The sequence below is a fragment of the Acetobacter sacchari genome (assembly GCF_017377715.1).
Lineage (GTDB): Bacteria > Pseudomonadota > Alphaproteobacteria > Acetobacterales > Acetobacteraceae > Acetobacter > Acetobacter sacchari.
Genome location: NZ_JAFVMF010000020.1, coordinates 1 through 16,760 on the forward strand (window position 1 = coordinate 1; position 16,760 = coordinate 16,760).

Annotated in this window: 12 protein-coding genes; 8 read left to right on the forward strand and 4 right to left on the reverse strand. The window is 59.0% G+C overall.

The features are described 5' to 3' along the window. Window positions 1–374: 374 nt before the first annotated feature. Window positions 375–3,017, reverse strand: a complete 2,643-nt coding sequence (locus J2D73_RS16015) for a TonB-dependent receptor plug domain-containing protein (RefSeq protein WP_207882883.1) — start codon at window positions 3,015–3,017, stop codon at window positions 375–377. Window positions 3,018–3,520: 503 nt separating this feature from the next. Between J2D73_RS16015 and J2D73_RS16020 the strand changes: the two genes are divergently transcribed. Both J2D73_RS16020 and J2D73_RS16025 read left to right on the forward strand, forming a co-directional pair. Next, the gene (locus J2D73_RS16020; protein ID WP_207882885.1) at window positions 3,521–4,798 is read left to right on the forward strand and encodes an FAD-dependent oxidoreductase; all 1,278 of its coding nucleotides are present in this window, start codon (window positions 3,521–3,523) and stop codon (window positions 4,796–4,798) included. Beyond that, window positions 4,795–5,271, forward strand: coding sequence for a c-type cytochrome (locus J2D73_RS16025; RefSeq protein WP_207882887.1), 477 nt, complete (start codon window positions 4,795–4,797; stop codon window positions 5,269–5,271). The genes J2D73_RS16020 and J2D73_RS16025 overlap by 4 nt, the downstream gene beginning before the upstream one ends. Window positions 5,272–5,325: 54 nt before the next feature. Here the strand turns inward: J2D73_RS16025 and J2D73_RS16030 are convergent, their stop codons facing one another. Then, the gene (locus J2D73_RS16030) at window positions 5,326–6,516 is read right to left on the reverse strand and encodes an outer membrane beta-barrel protein (protein ID WP_243430025.1); all 1,191 of its coding nucleotides are present in this window, start codon (window positions 6,514–6,516) and stop codon (window positions 5,326–5,328) included. A gap of 382 nt (window positions 6,517–6,898) precedes the next feature. Between J2D73_RS16030 and J2D73_RS16035 the strand changes: the two genes are divergently transcribed. The 6 genes from J2D73_RS16035 (at window position 6,899) to J2D73_RS16060 (ending at window position 14,830) form a co-directional block, all read left to right on the forward strand. After that, the gene (locus tag J2D73_RS16035; RefSeq protein ID WP_035376612.1) at window positions 6,899–6,988 is read left to right on the forward strand and encodes a potassium-transporting ATPase subunit F; all 90 of its coding nucleotides are present in this window, start codon (window positions 6,899–6,901) and stop codon (window positions 6,986–6,988) included. Window positions 6,989–6,990: 2 nt separating this feature from the next. Further along, complete coding sequence (kdpA, locus tag J2D73_RS16040; RefSeq protein ID WP_207882891.1) at window positions 6,991–8,697, forward strand: potassium-transporting ATPase subunit KdpA; 1,707 nt, start codon at window positions 6,991–6,993, stop codon at window positions 8,695–8,697. Window positions 8,698–8,781: 84 nt separating this feature from the next. Beyond that, window positions 8,782–10,818, forward strand: coding sequence for a potassium-transporting ATPase subunit KdpB (gene kdpB, locus J2D73_RS16045; RefSeq protein WP_207882970.1), 2,037 nt, complete (start codon window positions 8,782–8,784; stop codon window positions 10,816–10,818). 10 nt (window positions 10,819–10,828) lie between these two features. Next, on the forward strand, window positions 10,829–11,452 hold the full coding sequence (kdpC, locus tag J2D73_RS16050) for a potassium-transporting ATPase subunit KdpC (protein WP_279380947.1): 624 nt from the start codon (window positions 10,829–10,831) through the stop codon (window positions 11,450–11,452). A gap of 10 nt (window positions 11,453–11,462) precedes the next feature. Continuing rightward, on the forward strand, window positions 11,463–14,150 hold the full coding sequence (locus J2D73_RS16055) for a sensor histidine kinase (protein ID WP_207882893.1): 2,688 nt from the start codon (window positions 11,463–11,465) through the stop codon (window positions 14,148–14,150). Further along, window positions 14,147–14,830, forward strand: coding sequence for a response regulator (locus J2D73_RS16060; protein ID WP_207882895.1), 684 nt, complete (start codon window positions 14,147–14,149; stop codon window positions 14,828–14,830). Before J2D73_RS16055 ends, J2D73_RS16060 begins: the two co-directional genes overlap by 4 nt. Window positions 14,831–15,165: 335 nt before the next feature. Here J2D73_RS16060 and J2D73_RS16065 read toward each other — a convergent pair whose 3' ends face one another. After that, window positions 15,166–16,047 carry a sigma-70 family RNA polymerase sigma factor gene (locus tag J2D73_RS16065; protein ID WP_207882897.1) on the reverse strand — a complete coding sequence of 294 codons (882 nt, stop codon included), beginning with the start codon at window positions 16,045–16,047 and terminating at the stop codon, window positions 15,166–15,168. 1 nt (window position 16,048) lies between these two features. Then, entirely contained in the window at window positions 16,049–16,492 is a 444-nt protein-coding gene (locus tag J2D73_RS16070) for a carboxymuconolactone decarboxylase family protein (protein ID WP_207882899.1), read from the reverse strand. Window positions 16,493–16,760: the final 268 nt, after the last annotated feature.

The following is a 16,760-nucleotide window of genomic DNA, read 5'->3' on the forward strand; positions in this document are numbered from 1 at the left end:
GGAAATGGAATCACAGAGGAACCCTCAAAACCAGAGGGTTTTTCGAACCCTCCAATTTGAATTTGATATATCTATTGTTTTATAAAATAAAATTGCAGTTTTCCAATGTATTGCGATTTTCTACGATATGATTCGACCTATTTTCCTTCAGGTCAATTGATTCGGCACACGGTCATTTCGAGGTAATAAAGTCCGAATACTTTCCAGATGATTCATGTAATATTGAATTATAGAAAATTGCTTTCGCTGAATCATAGCGGCAGCAGAAACCAGGCCATTGGTCGATGTACCGAAGCGGCGACATCGTGTTGAGAGCCTTGATCACGGTCGATCAAGGCTCTCATGCTGCTGCCGGACTTAGCGGAAATTATACTTCAGAACGATGCGTTGATGCGTCCGTAATAATATCCGCCATTTATAGGAACTTGACCGTTGGTGTCGTAAAGGGCGCCGGTGCTTCTGACGAATTCCGGCAATTTTCGTGGGCGAATGTTGAAGATATCGTTTGCGCCGACCGCGAAGTGCCAGACTCGGTTAAGACGATAACCGACCTCGACGTCTGTTAACCAGAGCGGCGTATTTTTGAAAGCATAGAAGCAGGAGTTCGATGCACGTAGACTGCCGCCCGTCGAGCATGTGAGCGTCGTGTCGGTCCAGTCTGAATAGGTCATCATGTCGGTCGTCTCGCCGTAGCGAGTCTGGCGAACGTTTACGTCCCAGGAGCCTACTGTGTAGAACGCGTTCAGAATGATCTTGCTACGCGGAGAGGCGGTTGTGAGGTAACCGATCGTTTGTGCGTTCAGTAGTAGGCTGCCGGTACTGGAGCGTCCATTATGGTGTAGACGCGTCCGGTTGAGATCCAGACCCATGGATACCGCCAACGTGCCGTATTTGTGGAGATGAAACGTGTAGTCGGCCTTGATATCAAGGCCTTGGGTCCTCGTGCTTGCGCCGTTGGAAAAATAGTAAGCCGAGACGCTGTTCAAATCGAGGCTGCTGGTCGGCAGAGTATAGCCCATGGCTTCGATTGCCTGTTGCGCCAAGGCGCCTTTTGTCGTGCCTCCCTGCACAATGCGGTCGCGTAAATTGATCTGGTAGACATCGGCTTCGACGTGAAGGCCGTCTATGGGCTCTACCACGACGCCGCCGCTCTCGCTGAGCGAGCGTTCAGGCTTTAATGGCGACGCGCCGAGAATTCTCGCGGCCGTTGAACTGACTGGCAGAAGGCCGGAAGCAGCTGTGGGTGAGACGCTCATGGCGCTATAATGTTGCTCCATCATCGTGGGTGCTCGAAAACCGGTGGCGATGGTTCCACGAATCGCGATGCGGCGAGAGAAATCATAGCGTGTGGAAATTTTGCCGTTCTCAGTGTTGCCAACATCCGTATAATGTTCGAACCGCCCGGCTAAATCGACGTCCCACTTCTTCGTGAAATGGAAGTCGCCGTCGACGTAGCCAGCCCAGATATCTCGGCTCCAGGAGCCTGCGCTCTGTGGACCAAGCCCGGCGTAGCCTTGTGCGCCCCCGACCTGATAGGAAGGGGGATCGCCAGCCGTGATATCGTAGGTTTCCAGGCGATGTTCGGCGCCGAAAGCCAAAACCATCGGCACAGTATGCGCAATGTTGATGCGTCGTCGGAAGTCCGCGTTGTTCGTCCACTGACCGAAACGATAGGTCTCGGCTCGCACTTTGGTGGGCGACCAGCCACATCCCCACGCGGAGTAGTAGCCACTGGACGGGTTCGTCGAACAGGTGGACGCGAGCATGCCGGGGATGGCGGTATTCTTGTTATAGATACGGTCCTCATCGGCGCCGTATGTCGTGCTGAGATCCCAATTGAAGCCGAGGAAATCATCGCCCTTCAGGCCCAGCGTGGCGGAGTAGTCGTTTTCCTCAATAGTTTCGATAGGAGAGAACCCGTTTGGCCAGATGGTCGGCGCAATTGTCGGGATACGATAGTTCTGGATAGCTTCCGCATGCCGGTGGGCATAGGTGATCAGACCGTAGAAATTGATGCCGTCCGTAATTGGCTTTCCCCAGTCGATTCCGAGATTCTCGCGTGTTTCTTCCGGTGTGCTGGTGATTTGGTTCGAATTGACGGGGACTGACTTCGCATTGGCGACCACGCCTGTGTAATAGCCGACGGTATAGGCGTTCTTGGGCCAACTGCCGATAAGCCGGTGATCGCGGACAAACGGGATCATGTGATCCGTATGGTACATCTGCCCGCTCAGATGCAGATATCCGTCCTTGCCGAGCTTCAGGCCGCCGTCTATGTCGATCTGATACTGCCAGCCGTCGCCGTTATAAGCGTTCGCGCCGGTTTGGGCGCTCATATTCAGCCCGTGATCCTGCTTCTTGGTGATGATGTTCACGACGCCTGCGATGGCGTCCGACCCGTACATCGCGGCGGCGCCATCTTCGAGCACCTCGATGTGGTCGATAGCGTTGGCGGGGATCATGTTGAGATCCACCGGGCTGGAGCCGAATTGCGGACCGCTGTTCTGGACGACGTTGGCGGTTGTGTGGCGACGTTTTCCGTCCACCAACACTAATACTTCGTTCGGATTGAGTCCTCGCATCCGAATTGATGAAGTCAGGGCGGCTGTGTCGCTTCCCTTGGCCATGATGTTGATCGATGGATAGGTGCGGGCAAGCGCGTCCGCGAGATTCATCTGCCCGGACCGACGCAGCGTCGCGGCGGTTACTACAGTGACGGGGCTCGAACTGTCTCGTGCATGTCTGTTGCTGGAGTGCGTGCCGGTTACGATCACCGCTTCGCCCGCGTCGGCTGAAGCCCGGTATCCGGCGCGTCCGGCCGGCGCAGGCGCGGCCGTTCTAGAGGAAATGCCAGCCGACATGGCTGGCGATTTGGCTGTTCGGGTTGCTTTAGTGCGGGGAGAATGGATGGACGTCCTGGTTTTGTCGGAGCCGGCCGCAGCGGCGGCAAGCTCCGCGTTCTGGCCGAAACCGGCTGCACAGATCGTAGCGGCCAGGAAATACCGTCTGTAGGGCATAACTTGTTTCAACCTCGAAATGGAATGAGGGAAACGTAATCAAGAGTCCGAAAAATTGATTTACATATTATTGCTGAGGTCTGTGCGCAGTATTATGTTACGAAATAGAAATGGTATGTCGAGATGGGAAGGCGAGATTGACTAGGCGAATGAAGAAAATCTGTGAAACATATGTAGGAGAGTACTCGATGCGACGTAAACGTGGGTCTTGAACTCAGGGGGGGCGGGTTTCTCTGCTTGCCTGTCGTGTTGGGGACTTTCTCTCGATCCGCATCGCGGTGTGTGATTTTTGTTGCGACTTTACAATGACATCCGCTGACTGCATGATGTGTGGGATTGGCAGTCGTCGTCGCCTCGCTTAACCGGGGCAACGTGCACCGGGCTATTCACCATTTTTTTGCTGTATGCGGTTGCCTGATTGATGATCGGCGTGCGGCGTAAAGCCGGAAATGATCAACATGAGGGGTTTTGGTGTTGATAGTGCACTGGGGAAATTCGATATCGTGAGACGTAGAGACGTGTTTGCGGGCTCGCTGGCGCTGGGTGGTCTGGCTGCGGGGCGGGCTCTGGCTTCGGATCCGATTGCCGCAGGGCTTCCTGCGAGCTCGGCGGGCGGTGCGAAAGCGACAGGCGAATCTGAGCGCACGGCGTTGCCAGGAACCATTCCTCCTCTCGTTCCCATCCGTGCGCATGTGGATCAGATCGTTGACATCAAGGTCTGTCTGCGTCCGTTTCGACCGATGGGTCCCCGTCTCGACGTGGAACGGATCGGCGACAAACTCGTCGTCCATAATTATGGGCATGGGGGGAGCGGTTGGTCGCTATCCTGGGGATCGGCGGAGATTGCGGTCGGTAAGGCGTTGACCGCTCTCCCCAGACAGGTGGCGGTGATCGGCTGTGGGATCGTCGGGCTGACTTCTGCTTTGGTGGCACAGCGAGCCGGGCTGGACGTGACGATCTATACCAAGGATATGCTGCCGCACACACGTTCGGTACGCGCCAATGGTAGCTGGACGCCCGATTCTCGGATAGCTCTGACCACTCCGGCGGGGCCGGAGTTTGGCGATCTGTGGGAGCGGATGGCGCGCTATTCTTGGAAATCGTATCGCGATTATCTGGGGCTTCCCGGAAACCCGATCGAATTTCGTGATAGTTACATTCTTTCGGATAAGCCGTTTGGTTCTACGCAGGAGTTCGCCTCCACGGGACCGGGCGACTATGCCTCGAACGGCATGCCGCGATCCGCGTCGGAGTTTGCGCATTATTCGGACCGCATTCGTGATGTGATTCCGGCCGCCGAAGTAATCGCAGCGCATGACAATCCGTTCCCGGTCGCATACGCCAAGCGTGAAGCCGTGATGATTTTCAATTTTGGTGGTTACGGGCATTTGCTGCTGTCGGAATTTTATCAGGCAGGAGGCAAGGTCGTGATTCGGGAGTTTCATGCGCCGTCCGATTTAAAGGGATTGAAGGAAAAAGTGATCATCAATTGCCCCGGTCTAGCTGCCCGTGATTGGTGGAGTGACAAGACGTTGATCCCCGTGCGAGGGCAAACTGCATGGTTGCCGCCGCAGCCAGATGTAAAGTACGGCGTGAGGTATAATGGCGTATCGGCTCTGTCCAAAAGCGACGGTATCTTGATTCAGGGCTTCAACGCGTCTGGACTTGGCGAGATGGACGGCGTCGGTAACAGCTTCGAGCATGCGGATCGGATGGAGGCAGAAAACGCAGTTACGACGATCGGCGGTTTATTCTCACGTTTTTCTCCGAGGCGCGGATGATGGCGTTCAACGCGTTGCGCCGCCGCGACGTGTGGCTGTCAGCCTGCATCGTGGTGGGAGGCTTTGCGTACGCGCCGCAAGTCAGAGGCGCCGAACGGACAGGCGCCGTTAGTTACACCGCGGAGCAGGCCGAGCACGGGGCGGCGCTTTACAAGCAGAATTGCGCGGTGTGCCATGGCGGGACTCTCGACGGGGCGTTCGACACGCCGTCCCTGCGAGGGCGACTGATCTCCAACTGGTCAGGGACGACGTTGGATAAAGTGTTCCACTATATATCAAAGGCGATGCCGCTGTTTGCACCGGGAAGCCTCAAGCCGGCGGACAATGCTGCGATCGTCGCGTTCATACTTCGCGAGAATGACGTGGCTCCGGGACCGAGGGAACTTCCTTCGGATGAAGGTGCGTTGAAAAAAATATCGTTTCCATCCGTCGGTGGCAAAAGAGCAAAAAAAACTTCGTCCACGTCTCCATAAATTAAGAATTAATTCCCGTGAATCGTGTGGTGTAGGAGTCTGTTTTCAGAGTTTTTAAAACCCGAGCGTGATGTCGAGCCCAAACGTGAACTGTCCCGTGTTCCGCAGGTCGTTAAATGGTTTAGTGCCGTTGAGCGAGCGATCGAAGCGGATCTCGGGCCGGAGTGCGAATTGCTTGATATGACGCCCCAGGGCCGGCCGCCATGCCGCCCCCAATGTTAGCGCGCCGAATGTCGTGGGCGGGGCGGATTGCGTGCTTGTCGCCTTGCCGAGAACCGTCTGCATGTAGGCGTTATTTGCGATAAAGGATGTGACAAGCAGCCCGGTGTTGTCCCGATAGATTTCACCGCGATAATTAAGCGTGAGAGACGGAGTGATCTGATAGGAGAGGTAGCTGACGAAACTGTAGGCGTCGGCGCGCAATCCTTCATCGTGCAGCACGTTGAACTCCGCAGTGGCGGAAAGCCTGTCAGAGATTTTATAGTTTGCGCTCAGGTCGTTCCAGAAGCGCTGATCTGATCCGGCTTTCGGTCCCAGCGCCCGGACGGCGTTTTCGGGACCGACGCGGCCCAGGTAGGTGAGGGAAAGCTTTCCTTGAGCAAGACCGTTGATTGCGAGGCCAAAATACCCTGCGGCCGCATTGTTGTTGTCGCCTTTTCCGAAGGAGACCTGATTGCCTGAGTCGACGCCGAAAAGCGCGTCCAGATGGTCGGTCAGATGCCATTGAAACATGGCCCCGACGTGCTCGAACGGCGTTGAATATTCGGTGGTATAGGACAACGTGTAGAATGGCCGTAATGACGGGTCGAGCGCTTCGACGCCCATGGGTGACGCGAGTATCCCGGCTTGCATATCGAGTCCGTGACGTGTCGCCCACGGGAAATGAAGGTCCAGATGGGCTTGAGGAATGATGAACTGATAGCGGTTGGCTATGGCTCTGTCGGTGATCCCGGCAATATTGAAATATCTGCCGTCCGCGCCGTAGAGCCCGCGTATGAGAAAACCGACTTCATATTTCGCCGAAGTTGTGTCGACGGCGCGCGCGACCGTCAGCGTCACCTGGTCGAGTTGCGGCTGGTTGGCCTTGTCGCCGAAAAACTGCCCGAAATTTACGCCGTTGGCCGGCCGCGCCGGGTTGGCGTTTATTCCGCCTTCGATCTGGGCGACGAAGGTGATGGCGTCAAGCCAAGAGTTCGAGGTTTCAGCGTTCGCCTGTCGAGAAAAAACTGAAAATACGATAGACAAACAAACGGTTTTTGATCGTCTTCCGAGCCAGTTTCTGGCGGGAGGAAAAGGCTTTACCATAAAACATGCTCGCATGATGAAGATGTCGCAGACGGCCGCACAGGCTCTTCTCCTGTGCGTGATGGCCGAGCCGCAGTTACGACGCGCGAAACGCAGGTGCCAAGATCCACACTCTGACGCGGCGGCGGTTTTCCTTAAATTCATATAAGTTTCCTATATGGGACGATTGCGCTGCCTCTGTCATCCCTATGCCCTTCGCCGGGATAATCCCGCTCCTGTCGAAGGGAGCATTTTTTCATGCTGGATATCTTCTACCTCGCGCTTGGCGCACTCGGTCTGGCCGTGTGCATGGGCTACGTCTCGGTTTGCGTAAGGATCTGACATGACGTTCGAACTTATCTTGGCGAGTGGCGTGACGCTGGGCCTGCTGGCCTATGTCATCGCCGTTCTGCTGCGACCGGAGAAATTCTGACGATGTCTATCTCCGGATGGGCGACAATCGCGGTATTCCTCATCTGCGTCATCGCGATGACGAGACCGCTCGGCGGTTATCTCAAACGTGTCCTCGAGGGAGAGCGGCATTTTCTGGCGTATGGCCTCGGGCCGATCGAGCGCGTGTTCTATCGCCTAGCAGGCGTGTGTCCCCGTGAGGAACACTCCTGGTCGCAATACGCTTTCGCGGTCCTTGCCTTCAAGGTTTTATGCTTTCTGGCCGTGTACGCCCTGCTTCGTCTGCAGGCGCAGCTTCCGCTGAATCCTACAGGCATGAGCGCGGTGGCTCCGGATCTTGCCTACAACACGGCCATGAGTTTTGTGACGAACACCAACTGGCAGAGTTACAGCGGCGAGACGACCATGAGCCATCTCAGCCAGATGCTTGCTCTGACAGTGCAGAACTTCGTTTCTGCGGCGGCGGGAATCGCCATCGCAGCCGCCGTCATTCGCGGTTTTTCGCGTCGAAGCGCGGCCGCCATCGGCAATTTCTGGGTCGATCTGGTGCGGGCGACGTTCTACGTGCTGTTGCCTGCATGCGTTATCCTGACCCTGTTTTTCGTAGCCCAGGGTGTGCCGCAGACGCTTCTGGGTTCGGTGCAGGCATCGACGCTTGAAGGCGCGCGTCAGACGATCGCGCTCGGCCCCGTCGCTTCGCAGGAAGCGATCAAGATGCTCGGCACGAATGGCGGCGGCTTCTTCAATACGAATTCTGCCCACCCGTTCGAAAATCCAAATGCCTTGACGAATTTTTTTCAGATGTTGTGCATTTTCGCGATAGGCGCTGGCTTGACGAATATGTTCGGCCGCATGGTCGGCAAGGAAAAGCAGGGATGGGCGATCTTTTCGGCCATGACCGCGCTTTTCCTCGTGGGCGTCAGCGTTCTCTACTGGTCCGAAGCGCACGCCAATCCTCTGCTGACTGCGTTGGGCGTGGACCCATCGCTGGGGAATATGGAGGGGAAGGAAGCACGTTTTGGAGTCGCTGCGTCCGCTCTTTTCGCGACGGTCACGACCGACGCTTCCTGCGGCGCGGTCAACGCCATGCATGAAAGCTTCCTGCCGCTGGGAGGGATGGTTCCTCTTATTAACATGATGCTTGGAGAGGTGATTTTCGGGGGCGTGGGCGCCGGTCTTTACGGCTTTATCCTGTTCGCCATCATCGCCGTGTTCATGGCGGGCCTGATGGTCGGCCGGACGCCGGAATATCTGGGGAAAAAGATAGAATCTCGTGAAATCAAGATGACCATGCTGGCGGTTTTGTGTCTGCCGCTGGTCATGCTCGGCTTCACTGCGGTGGCTGTCGTCGTCAAACCGGGTCTCTCGGCTCTTTCAGCGTCAGGTCCGCACGGTTTCACGGAGGCGCTCTATGCCTACACGTCCGCCGCCGCGAATAACGGAAGCGCGTTCTCCGGGCTTACGGCGAACTCCTTCTGGAATGCGACTCTTGGCCTCGGCATGATGATCGGTCGCTTTTTCGTCATCGTGCCCGTTCTGGCCATCGCAGGGGCCATGGCTGCGAAAAAAGTAGCTGCGCCTACGCCGGGGACGTTCCCGACCGACAACGGTCTTTTCATAGGTCTCGTAACCGGCGTGATTCTTATCGTCGGCGGACTGACTTTTCTTCCTGCACTCGCTCTGGGGCCAATCGTCGAGCATCTCGAAATGCTCCACGGCTCAGCGTTCTAAGGAGCGCCTTCCATGACTTCTCCTACTCTCCTCCCGGCCGATTCCGAGCACGGGCAAGCCGCCGGGCACAGGGGGAACGCCGGTATGATCCGTGCCGAACTGCTGGGTCCCGCCATCGTGGACAGTTTTCGGAAACTCGACCCGCGCGTTATGTGGCGCAATCCCGTCATGTTCGTCGTCGAGGTGGTCACGGTTCTGACGACCGTGTTGCTGATACGCGATCTTCTCGACGGCGAGCCACACCCCGGCTTCGCCATCCAGATCAATCTGTGGCTCTGGTTCACGCTCCTGTTCGCCAACTTCGCTGAAGCGGTGGCGGAGGGGCGGGGCAAGGCCCAGGCCGACAGCCTGCGTCGCGCAAGGACGGAAACGCGGGGCAAACGCCTGATTGCAAACGATGAAGGTCATTTCACGCCGCAGTGCCGCTATGAAGAGGTTCCGGCGCCAGCGCTCTCGGTCGGAGATGTGGTTCTCGTCCTGACCGGAGATTTTATTCCGAGTGATGGGGAGGTGGTCGAGGGAATAGCGTCCGTGGACGAATCCGCGATCACCGGAGAATCCGCCCCGGTGATCCGGGAGAGCGGCGGCGACCGTTCGGCGGTGACCGGAGGCACGCGGGTGCTTTCGGATTGGATCATGGTGCGAATCACGGCAGAGCAGGGCTCAACATTTCTCGACCGGATGATTTCACTGGTCGAGGGCGCCCAACGCCAGAAGACGCCCAACGAGATCGCGCTGACCATTCTGCTCGCGGGAATGACGCTCATCTTCATTTTCGCCGTCGCGACGATCCCGAGCTTCGTCAACTACGCGGGCGGCCATATTTCTGTCCTGATACTGGTCGCGCTGTTTGTGACGCTTATTCCGACGACTATCGGCGCTCTTCTGTCGGCTATCGGCATTGCCGGCATGGACAGGCTGATCCGTTTCAACGTGCTCGCCATGTCGGGACGCGCAGTGGAGGCGGCGGGAGACGTCGACACGCTGCTTCTCGACAAGACGGGCACGATCACAATCGGGGATCGTCAGGCGTCCGCATTTTTGCCCGTGGCGGGCGTGTCGGAGCAGGAACTGGCCGATGCGGCCCAACTCGCCTCCCTGGCGGACGAAACCCCGGAAGGTCGTTCCGTCGTCGTGCTGGCGAAGGAGCGTTTCGGCATCCGGGGGCGGGATATGACCGCGCTCGGCGCTCGTTTCGTTCCCTTCACGGCGCAGACCCGTATGAGCGGCGTCGACGTCGGCGGCCGTCAGATTCGCAAGGGCGCGGTGGACAGCATCATCGCCGCTCTGGGCAAGCATGGCGCGTCGGCCGATCATATCCGGGAGATCGCGGATGGCGTCGCGCGACAGGGCGGCACGCCGCTGGCCGTCGTCGATGACGGGCGGCTGATGGGCGTCGTGCATCTGAAGGACGTGGTGAAGGGCGGCATTCGGGAGCGTTTCGCGGAACTGCGACGCATGGGAATCCGCACGGTGATGATCACCGGCGACAATCCGTTGACGGCGGCGGCGATCGCGGCGGAAAGCGGGGTCGACGACTTTCTCGCCCAGGCGACGCCGGAGGCGAAACTCGCGCTGATCCGCAAGGAGCAGGGGCTGGGCAAGCTCGTCGCGATGTGCGGGGACGGAACGAACGACGCGCCCGCGCTGGCGCAGGCGGATGTCGGCGTGGCCATGAACACCGGAACGGTGGCGGCGCGCGAAGCGGGCAATATGGTCGACCTCGACAGCGACCCGACGAAGCTTATCGAGATCGTGGGCATCGGCAAGCAATTGCTCATGACCCGCGGCGCGCTGACCACCTTTTCGATCGCGAACGACGTGGCGAAGTATTTTGCGATCATTCCAGCGATGTTCGTCGGCTTTTATCCCGCGCTGTCCGCGCTGAACGTCATGCGGCTTGCGACGCCGGAAAGCGCGATTCTGTCGGCCATCATTTTCAATGCGCTGATCATCATCGCGCTGATTCCGCTTGCTCTGAAGGGCGTGCGCTATCGCCCGGTCGGCGCCGCCATGCTGCTGCGTCGCAACCTTCTCGTCTATGGCCTCGGAGGCCTCGTCGTCCCCTTCATCGGGATCAAACTCATAGACATGCTCGTCACGAGCATTGGTCTGGCCTGAGGAGGCCATCATGACGATCATGCGCCAGATGCGCCCAGCGTTGACGATTTTCCTGCTGCTGTCCGTGCTTACCGGTCTCGTCTACCCACTGGGCATGACCGGACTTGCGGGGCTGCTGTTTCCGCAACAGGCTGGAGGGAGCCTGATCCGATCGGAGGGCAAGACGGTCGGCTCCGTCCTGATCGGACAGAATTTCTCGCGCCCCGGGTATTTTCATGGACGACCTTCGGCCACCATGGGATCGGATCCGGCGGACGCGTCGAAAACGATCGCGGCTCCCTACAATGCGGCCGCCTCGGTCGGGTCCAACGCCTCACCCACGTCCAGAGCTCTCGTGGAGCGCGTGGCGGCGGCGGTCGCGCAACTCAAGGCCGAGAACCCTGAGGCCGTCGCGGCGGGAGAACATATTCCCATGGATCTCGTCACGACGTCGGCGAGCGGCCTTGATCCGGATATCTCGCCGGACGCGGCGTTCTTTCAGGTCAGGCGCGTCGCACAGGCCCGTCGCCTTCCGGAATCGGAAGTCCATCAACTTGTGGAAAACCTGATCCAAAGTCCGCTGATGGGATGGCTGGGCGAACCGCATGTCAATGTGCTCCAACTGAATATGGCCCTCGACACGCTTCACAGGTAATCAGCTGACGATGGATACTCGTGCCGATCGTCCAGATCCGGACGCCCTGCTGCGGCGCACTTCGCAGGAACTGGAAAGTCGGGAGCGCGGCCGTCTGAAAGTCTTCCTTGGCGCCGCGCCCGGCGTCGGGAAGACGTTCGAGATGCTGACCACGGCGCGACAGCTCCTGCGGGATGGCGTCGATGTCGTCGTTGGCGTGGTCGAAACCCACGGGCGCGCGGAAACAGCGGCGCTTCTGGAGGGGCTGGAGCAGGTTCCGCAGTGCCTCGTTGATTACAAGGGCCGGACATTGCGCGAGATGGGGCTGGACGCCATTCTGGCCCGCGCGCCGCGTGTCGTGCTGGTGGACGAACTGGCGCACACGAACGCGCCGGGCTCCCGCCATCCGAAGCGCTGGATGGATGTGGAGGAACTGCTCGAGGCGGGCGTCGACGTGTTGACGACCGTCAATATCCAGCATCTCGAAAGCCTTAACGACGTTGTCGCCTCGATCACACGCGTCCGCGTGCGCGAGACGGTGCCGGACAGCGTGATCGAACGGGCGGACGAAGTCGAACTGATAGACCTGACGCCCAACGATCTCCTGCAGCGCATGCGTGACGGCAAGATCTACGCAAGTCACGCCGCCGGCCAGGCTCTGCTGCACTATTTCTCCCCAGGCAATCTGACGGCTCTACGTGAACTCGCCCTGCGCCATACGGCGCAACAGGTCGACGCGCAGCTTGTCGATCATATGAAGGCCAATGCGATCTCCGGCCCGTGGGCCGCAGGGGAGCGGATCATGGTGTGCCTGACGTTGCAGGACCGTGACGCAAGTTTGTTGCGTTACGGCAAGCGCCTTGCAGACCGGTTGCACGCGCCCTGGATCGTGCTCCATGTCGAGACGGGCCGAGATCTGACCGACGATGCGCGTGCGCGCATCGCGTCCCAGATGCATCTCGCGCAATCCCTCGGCGCCGAGACCGTAACCGTTCCCGGGCAGGACGTGGCGATTGACGCGCTCGCCTACGCGCGGGGACAGAACGTGACGCAAATCGTCGCGGGGCATCCGGCCGGACGTGGATGGGGCGGGCGTCTGCGGCAGTGGCTGGGTTATGCGACTACCGAGCGTCTCATCCGGTACGCCGACGGTTTTCCCGTGCATGTCGTGCCGCGTTCGCCGACGGCGGAAAGCGCCCAGACGAGGCTGGGGAGCGCCACCGCCCCCCGTATCGGTCCGTACGTGGCGAGTTCGCTGATCGTCGCCGTCGCGTTAGGCGTGGCGCTGCTGCTACGTCGCGGGTTTGAGGTCAGCAACGTCTCGCTCGCGTTCCTGACGGCCATTCTGGGCGTCGCCGTCGCCTATGGGCTTGGACCTTCCCTGTGGGCGTCCCTGCTCGGCATGTTGTGCTTCAATTTTTTCTTTCTGCCGCCGATCTATACCCTGACGATCACAGCGCCCGACAACGTGGTCGCCCTATTTTTCTTTTTCGCGACTGCGCTGATCGCCAGCAACCTGGGCGCGCGCGTGCGCAGTCAGGCCGTTGTGGCGAGACACCGCGCCGAGATCACGCAGTCGCTTTATCATTTTAGCCGCACGATTACGGGGATCATCAAACTCGATGATCTCCTCTGGTCAGCAAGTCATCAGATCGCGACGATGCTGGATTGCAACGTGGTGTTGTTGTTGCCGGAAAATGGCGCCCTGTCGGTCAAGACGTCCTACAACGAAGGGCGAGCGATCGGGGCGGACGATCTGGCGGCAGCCACCTGGGCGTGGAAACATAACAGCGTCGCTGGCAGAGGGTCTGATAATCTGCCCGGCGTGCACTGGCTGTTCATGCCGTTGCGGACAGGCAGGGGTCCGGTCGCCCTGATCGGTCTGGATACGGAAAAGGGCGGCGTGATTCTTGATTCGGAGCGCCAGCGCCTTCTGGACGCGCTGGCCGATCAGACGGCGTCCGCCATTGAAAGTCTGCTGCTCGCCCGGGAGCTTGATCAGGCGCGTCTGGACACAGAGACAGACAAGCTGCGCGGCGCGCTTCTGACGTCCATTTCGCATGATCTGCGTACGCCTTTGGCGTCAATTCTCGGCGCAGCTTCCAGTCTTGACAGTTACGGAGAGGAACTCGGTCCGACTGCGCGGAAGGAGCTTCTGGCGACGATTCATGACGAAGCCGAGCGTCTCAATCGGTTCGTCGCGAATCTTCTCGATATGACACGGCTGGAAGCCGGGGCGCTGCGACCCCGAAGAGAACGCGTGGATATTGGTGAAGTCGTCGCCAGCGCCCTGACGCGGGCCTCCCGCCTGTTGGTCGGTCATCATGTGGAGATGGATTTGGCCCCGGATCTTCCAATGCCGTTTCTCGATGATGTTCTGATCGAGCAGGCGCTTTTCAACGTTCTCGATAACGCCGGAAAATATACCAAATCTGGAACGAAAGTGACCGTCACCGCGACGTGCGACGCAGAAACGTTGACGGTGCGGGTTCTGGACGAGGGCGAAGGGTTTTCCATCAGCGACCCTGACATCGTCTTCAGCAAGTTTACGCGCTTCATGTCCGCCGACCGCGCCCGTCCCGGCACCGGACTGGGCCTTGCGATCGCACGCGGGTTTGTCGAGGCGATGGGCGGAAAAATCATCGCTCGCAACAGGCGAGACCGCTCGGGCGCCGAATTTGTCATGACGTTTCCCATAGCCGCGAAAGATGTGAAATGAGCGACCCGTCCGTTCTTATCGTGGATGACGAACCGGCTATCCGGCGTCTTCTTAAAATGACGCTCTCCAGCCAGTCCTGGCGGATTGCGGAGGCAGGCACAGGCGAGGTTGCGTTGCGCATGGCCGCCGAAAATCCGCCCGATATCGTGCTTCTCGACCTGGGGCTTCCGGATATCGACGGCGTCGAGGTGTTGCGGCGGATGCGCGCAAGCAGGCCCACGCTGCCGGTCGTGATTCTCTCGGTCCGGGACGACGAGCGCGGAAAAGTCGCTGCACTGGAGGCAGGTGCGGACGACTATGTCACGAAGCCTTTCAGTATGGCGGAACTGGTGGCGCGTTTGCGCAACGCTTTAAGGCACGCGCTGCAACAGGAAGGCACTGCGCCGCTGTTCGTGTCCGGCGATCTGACGGTTGACCTCGTGCGTCGGCAGATTTTTCGCGGCGAAACCGAAATTCGACTTTCGCCGCGCGAATGGGACATCGTGCGCATGCTCGTTCGATATGCGGGGCGGGTTCTGACACATCAGACGATCATGGGGAAACTTTGGGGCGCGACCGGAGACGTGCAGCAACTGCGTGTTTATATCAGGCAAATACGTCAGAAGCTCGAGGTTGATCCAGAAAGGCCCAAGCATATCATTACCGAGACGGGGGTTGGTTACCGCTTGATTCAGTTGTGACGCCTCCAGCCGGTGGCGACAGGCTTGCTTCCGCACGCGCCATATGTTCCCACTCTAGGAAGTTATTTTGAGTTGGACATTCTGGTTAAAAAAAGAAAGGTTTGAAAACGAATTGCAGCCTGATGGATGCGCCGCTCAACCATCATGAATCATGATTGATGACGCAGCGCCGAAAAAGCTTTCCGAAGAGATGTAGGAAAATGAAATTCCTGAAAAAGTTGCAATCAATTGTTCTTCATTAATTTTTTTATGTGTATTTCAGGTTTTTACCAGAGGTGAATGTGCGGTCGCAGGGGGTGTGTAAAGGCCGCGCCGACCGATCGCGCTGCAATGGGTCACATACTGAGCGCCGCAGATAACGATCGTAATTTCTCCGGATTGCGGATGACGTAGACGGAAACTATCCGCTCTTGCGCTATTTCCAGCACGACGGCTTGGGGGAGTCCGTCCGCTTCCAGCGTCACGAAGCCTGGCGCGCCGTTAATGCGACCGCGATAGAGCACCGACGGAACAGTATCGCGCTTGAGCGCCAATCGGGAAAAGAATCGCGCGGCCTTCTCGCCGCCGCGGATCAGGTTCAGCGCCGCCGGACGAATGCCCCCGCCATCTGTGTGCACGACCGCGTCGGCGGCCAGCAGGTCGCGCAACGCCGTTTCATCGCCCGTCTGCGTCGCTGCGAGGAAAGCGTCGGCCAGGCGCACTGCGTCAGCCGCAGATGACGATTGGCGCGGTCGGGCTTCGTCGAGACGCTGGCGCGCTCGCACCGCCATCTGGCGGCACGCCGCCTGCGATTTGTTCAGTAGCTCCGCAAGTTCAGCGAACGGCGTGTCGAACAGGTCGTGCAGAATGAAAATGGCCCGCTCGGTTGGCGAGAGCCGTTCGAGCGCCAGCAGAAACGCCATCGACAGAGTCTCATTTTGCGCCCATACGGCTTCCTGCGGCGCGTCGCGGCTGTCTGGGACGGGCTCTGGCAGCCAGGGGCCGACATAGGTTTCGCGTCGCACTCTAGCCGAGCGAAGGTGATCGAGGGCCAGCCGTGCCATTGCCTTCATAAGCCATGCCTGCGGGCGCGCCACGTCCGGACGCGACGCCCCCTGCCACCGCAGGAAGACTTCCTGCGCGATGTCCTCGGCCGTCGCATGGGAGCCTGTCATGCGATAGGCTACTCCGATCAAGGCGGCGCGATACGCAAGAAAACTGGTCGTCGCGTCGGTCATCTCATGCGCCGGTGGGCGCGGAGCGAAAGCCGATGGCCAACCGGTTCCAGCCATTGATCGTGGCGATCAGCAGCGTGAGCTTCACGAGCTCCTCCTCGGAAAAATGCGCTTTCACACTGGCCCAGTCCTCGTCCGGGGCGTGCGTGTCGGCCACGCGCGTCAGGGCTTCGGTCCACGCCAGCGCGGCCTGTTCACGCGGACTATAAAGCGGCGCCTCGCGCCAGGCGTCGAGCAGGAACAGACGTGCTGTTGTTTCACCGTCCCGAATTGCGTCACGCGTATGCATGTCGATGCAGAACGCGCAACCGTTGATCTGCGAGGCGCGGGTCTTGACCAATTCGATCAGGCTTTTCTCCAGACCCGAGGTGGCGACGGCTTTTTCCAGCGCCAGCATGGCCTGCATCACTCCGGGCGCGGCTGCGAAATAATCGAGACGAGGTTGCATCGGGTTTTTCCTTGTTGCGGTTCACGCAGACAAGACGAGATGGCCGATACGGATGTGACACTCAGGATGAAATTTTTTCGACAGCGCCGGATTTCGCTGGCGCCGACGGCGTATTGGCGAACAGGTTCTGCCAATTGTTCTGGACGCGTGGTTTTCGCGCCTTTCTTCGGTTATGGCGAAAAGAGCCGGTGTTGGGTTTCGGTTTGTCAGGAGTACAGAAAAAACGGCACGCGTTTTCTTGCGGTTTGAGAGTCTGCGCCCTGTGGCG

Bases quoted from the DNA above. Each gene is read 5' to 3' on its own strand.
- J2D73_RS16035 (WP_035376612.1), top strand. From the start codon at position 6,899: ATGACGTTCGAACTTATCTTGGCGAGTGGCGTGACGCTGGGCCTGCTG.
- kdpC (WP_279380947.1), top strand. From the start codon at position 10,829: ATGACGATCATGCGCCAGATGCGCCCAGCGTTGACGATTTTCCTGCTG.
- J2D73_RS16070 (WP_207882899.1), bottom strand. From the start codon at position 16,492: ATGCAACCTCGTCTCGATTATTTCGCAGCCGCGCCCGGAGTGATGCAG.
- J2D73_RS16025 (WP_207882887.1), top strand. From the start codon at position 4,795: ATGATGGCGTTCAACGCGTTGCGCCGCCGCGACGTGTGGCTGTCAGCC.
- kdpB (WP_207882970.1), top strand. From the start codon at position 8,782: ATGATCCGTGCCGAACTGCTGGGTCCCGCCATCGTGGACAGTTTTCGG.
- J2D73_RS16055 (WP_207882893.1), top strand. From the start codon at position 11,463: ATGGATACTCGTGCCGATCGTCCAGATCCGGACGCCCTGCTGCGGCGC.
- J2D73_RS16015 (WP_207882883.1), bottom strand. From the start codon at position 3,017: ATGCCCTACAGACGGTATTTCCTGGCCGCTACGATCTGTGCAGCCGGT.
- kdpA (WP_207882891.1), top strand. From the start codon at position 6,991: ATGTCTATCTCCGGATGGGCGACAATCGCGGTATTCCTCATCTGCGTC.
- J2D73_RS16065 (WP_207882897.1), bottom strand. From the start codon at position 16,047: ATGACCGACGCGACGACCAGTTTTCTTGCGTATCGCGCCGCCTTGATC.
- J2D73_RS16060 (WP_207882895.1), top strand. From the start codon at position 14,147: ATGAGCGACCCGTCCGTTCTTATCGTGGATGACGAACCGGCTATCCGG.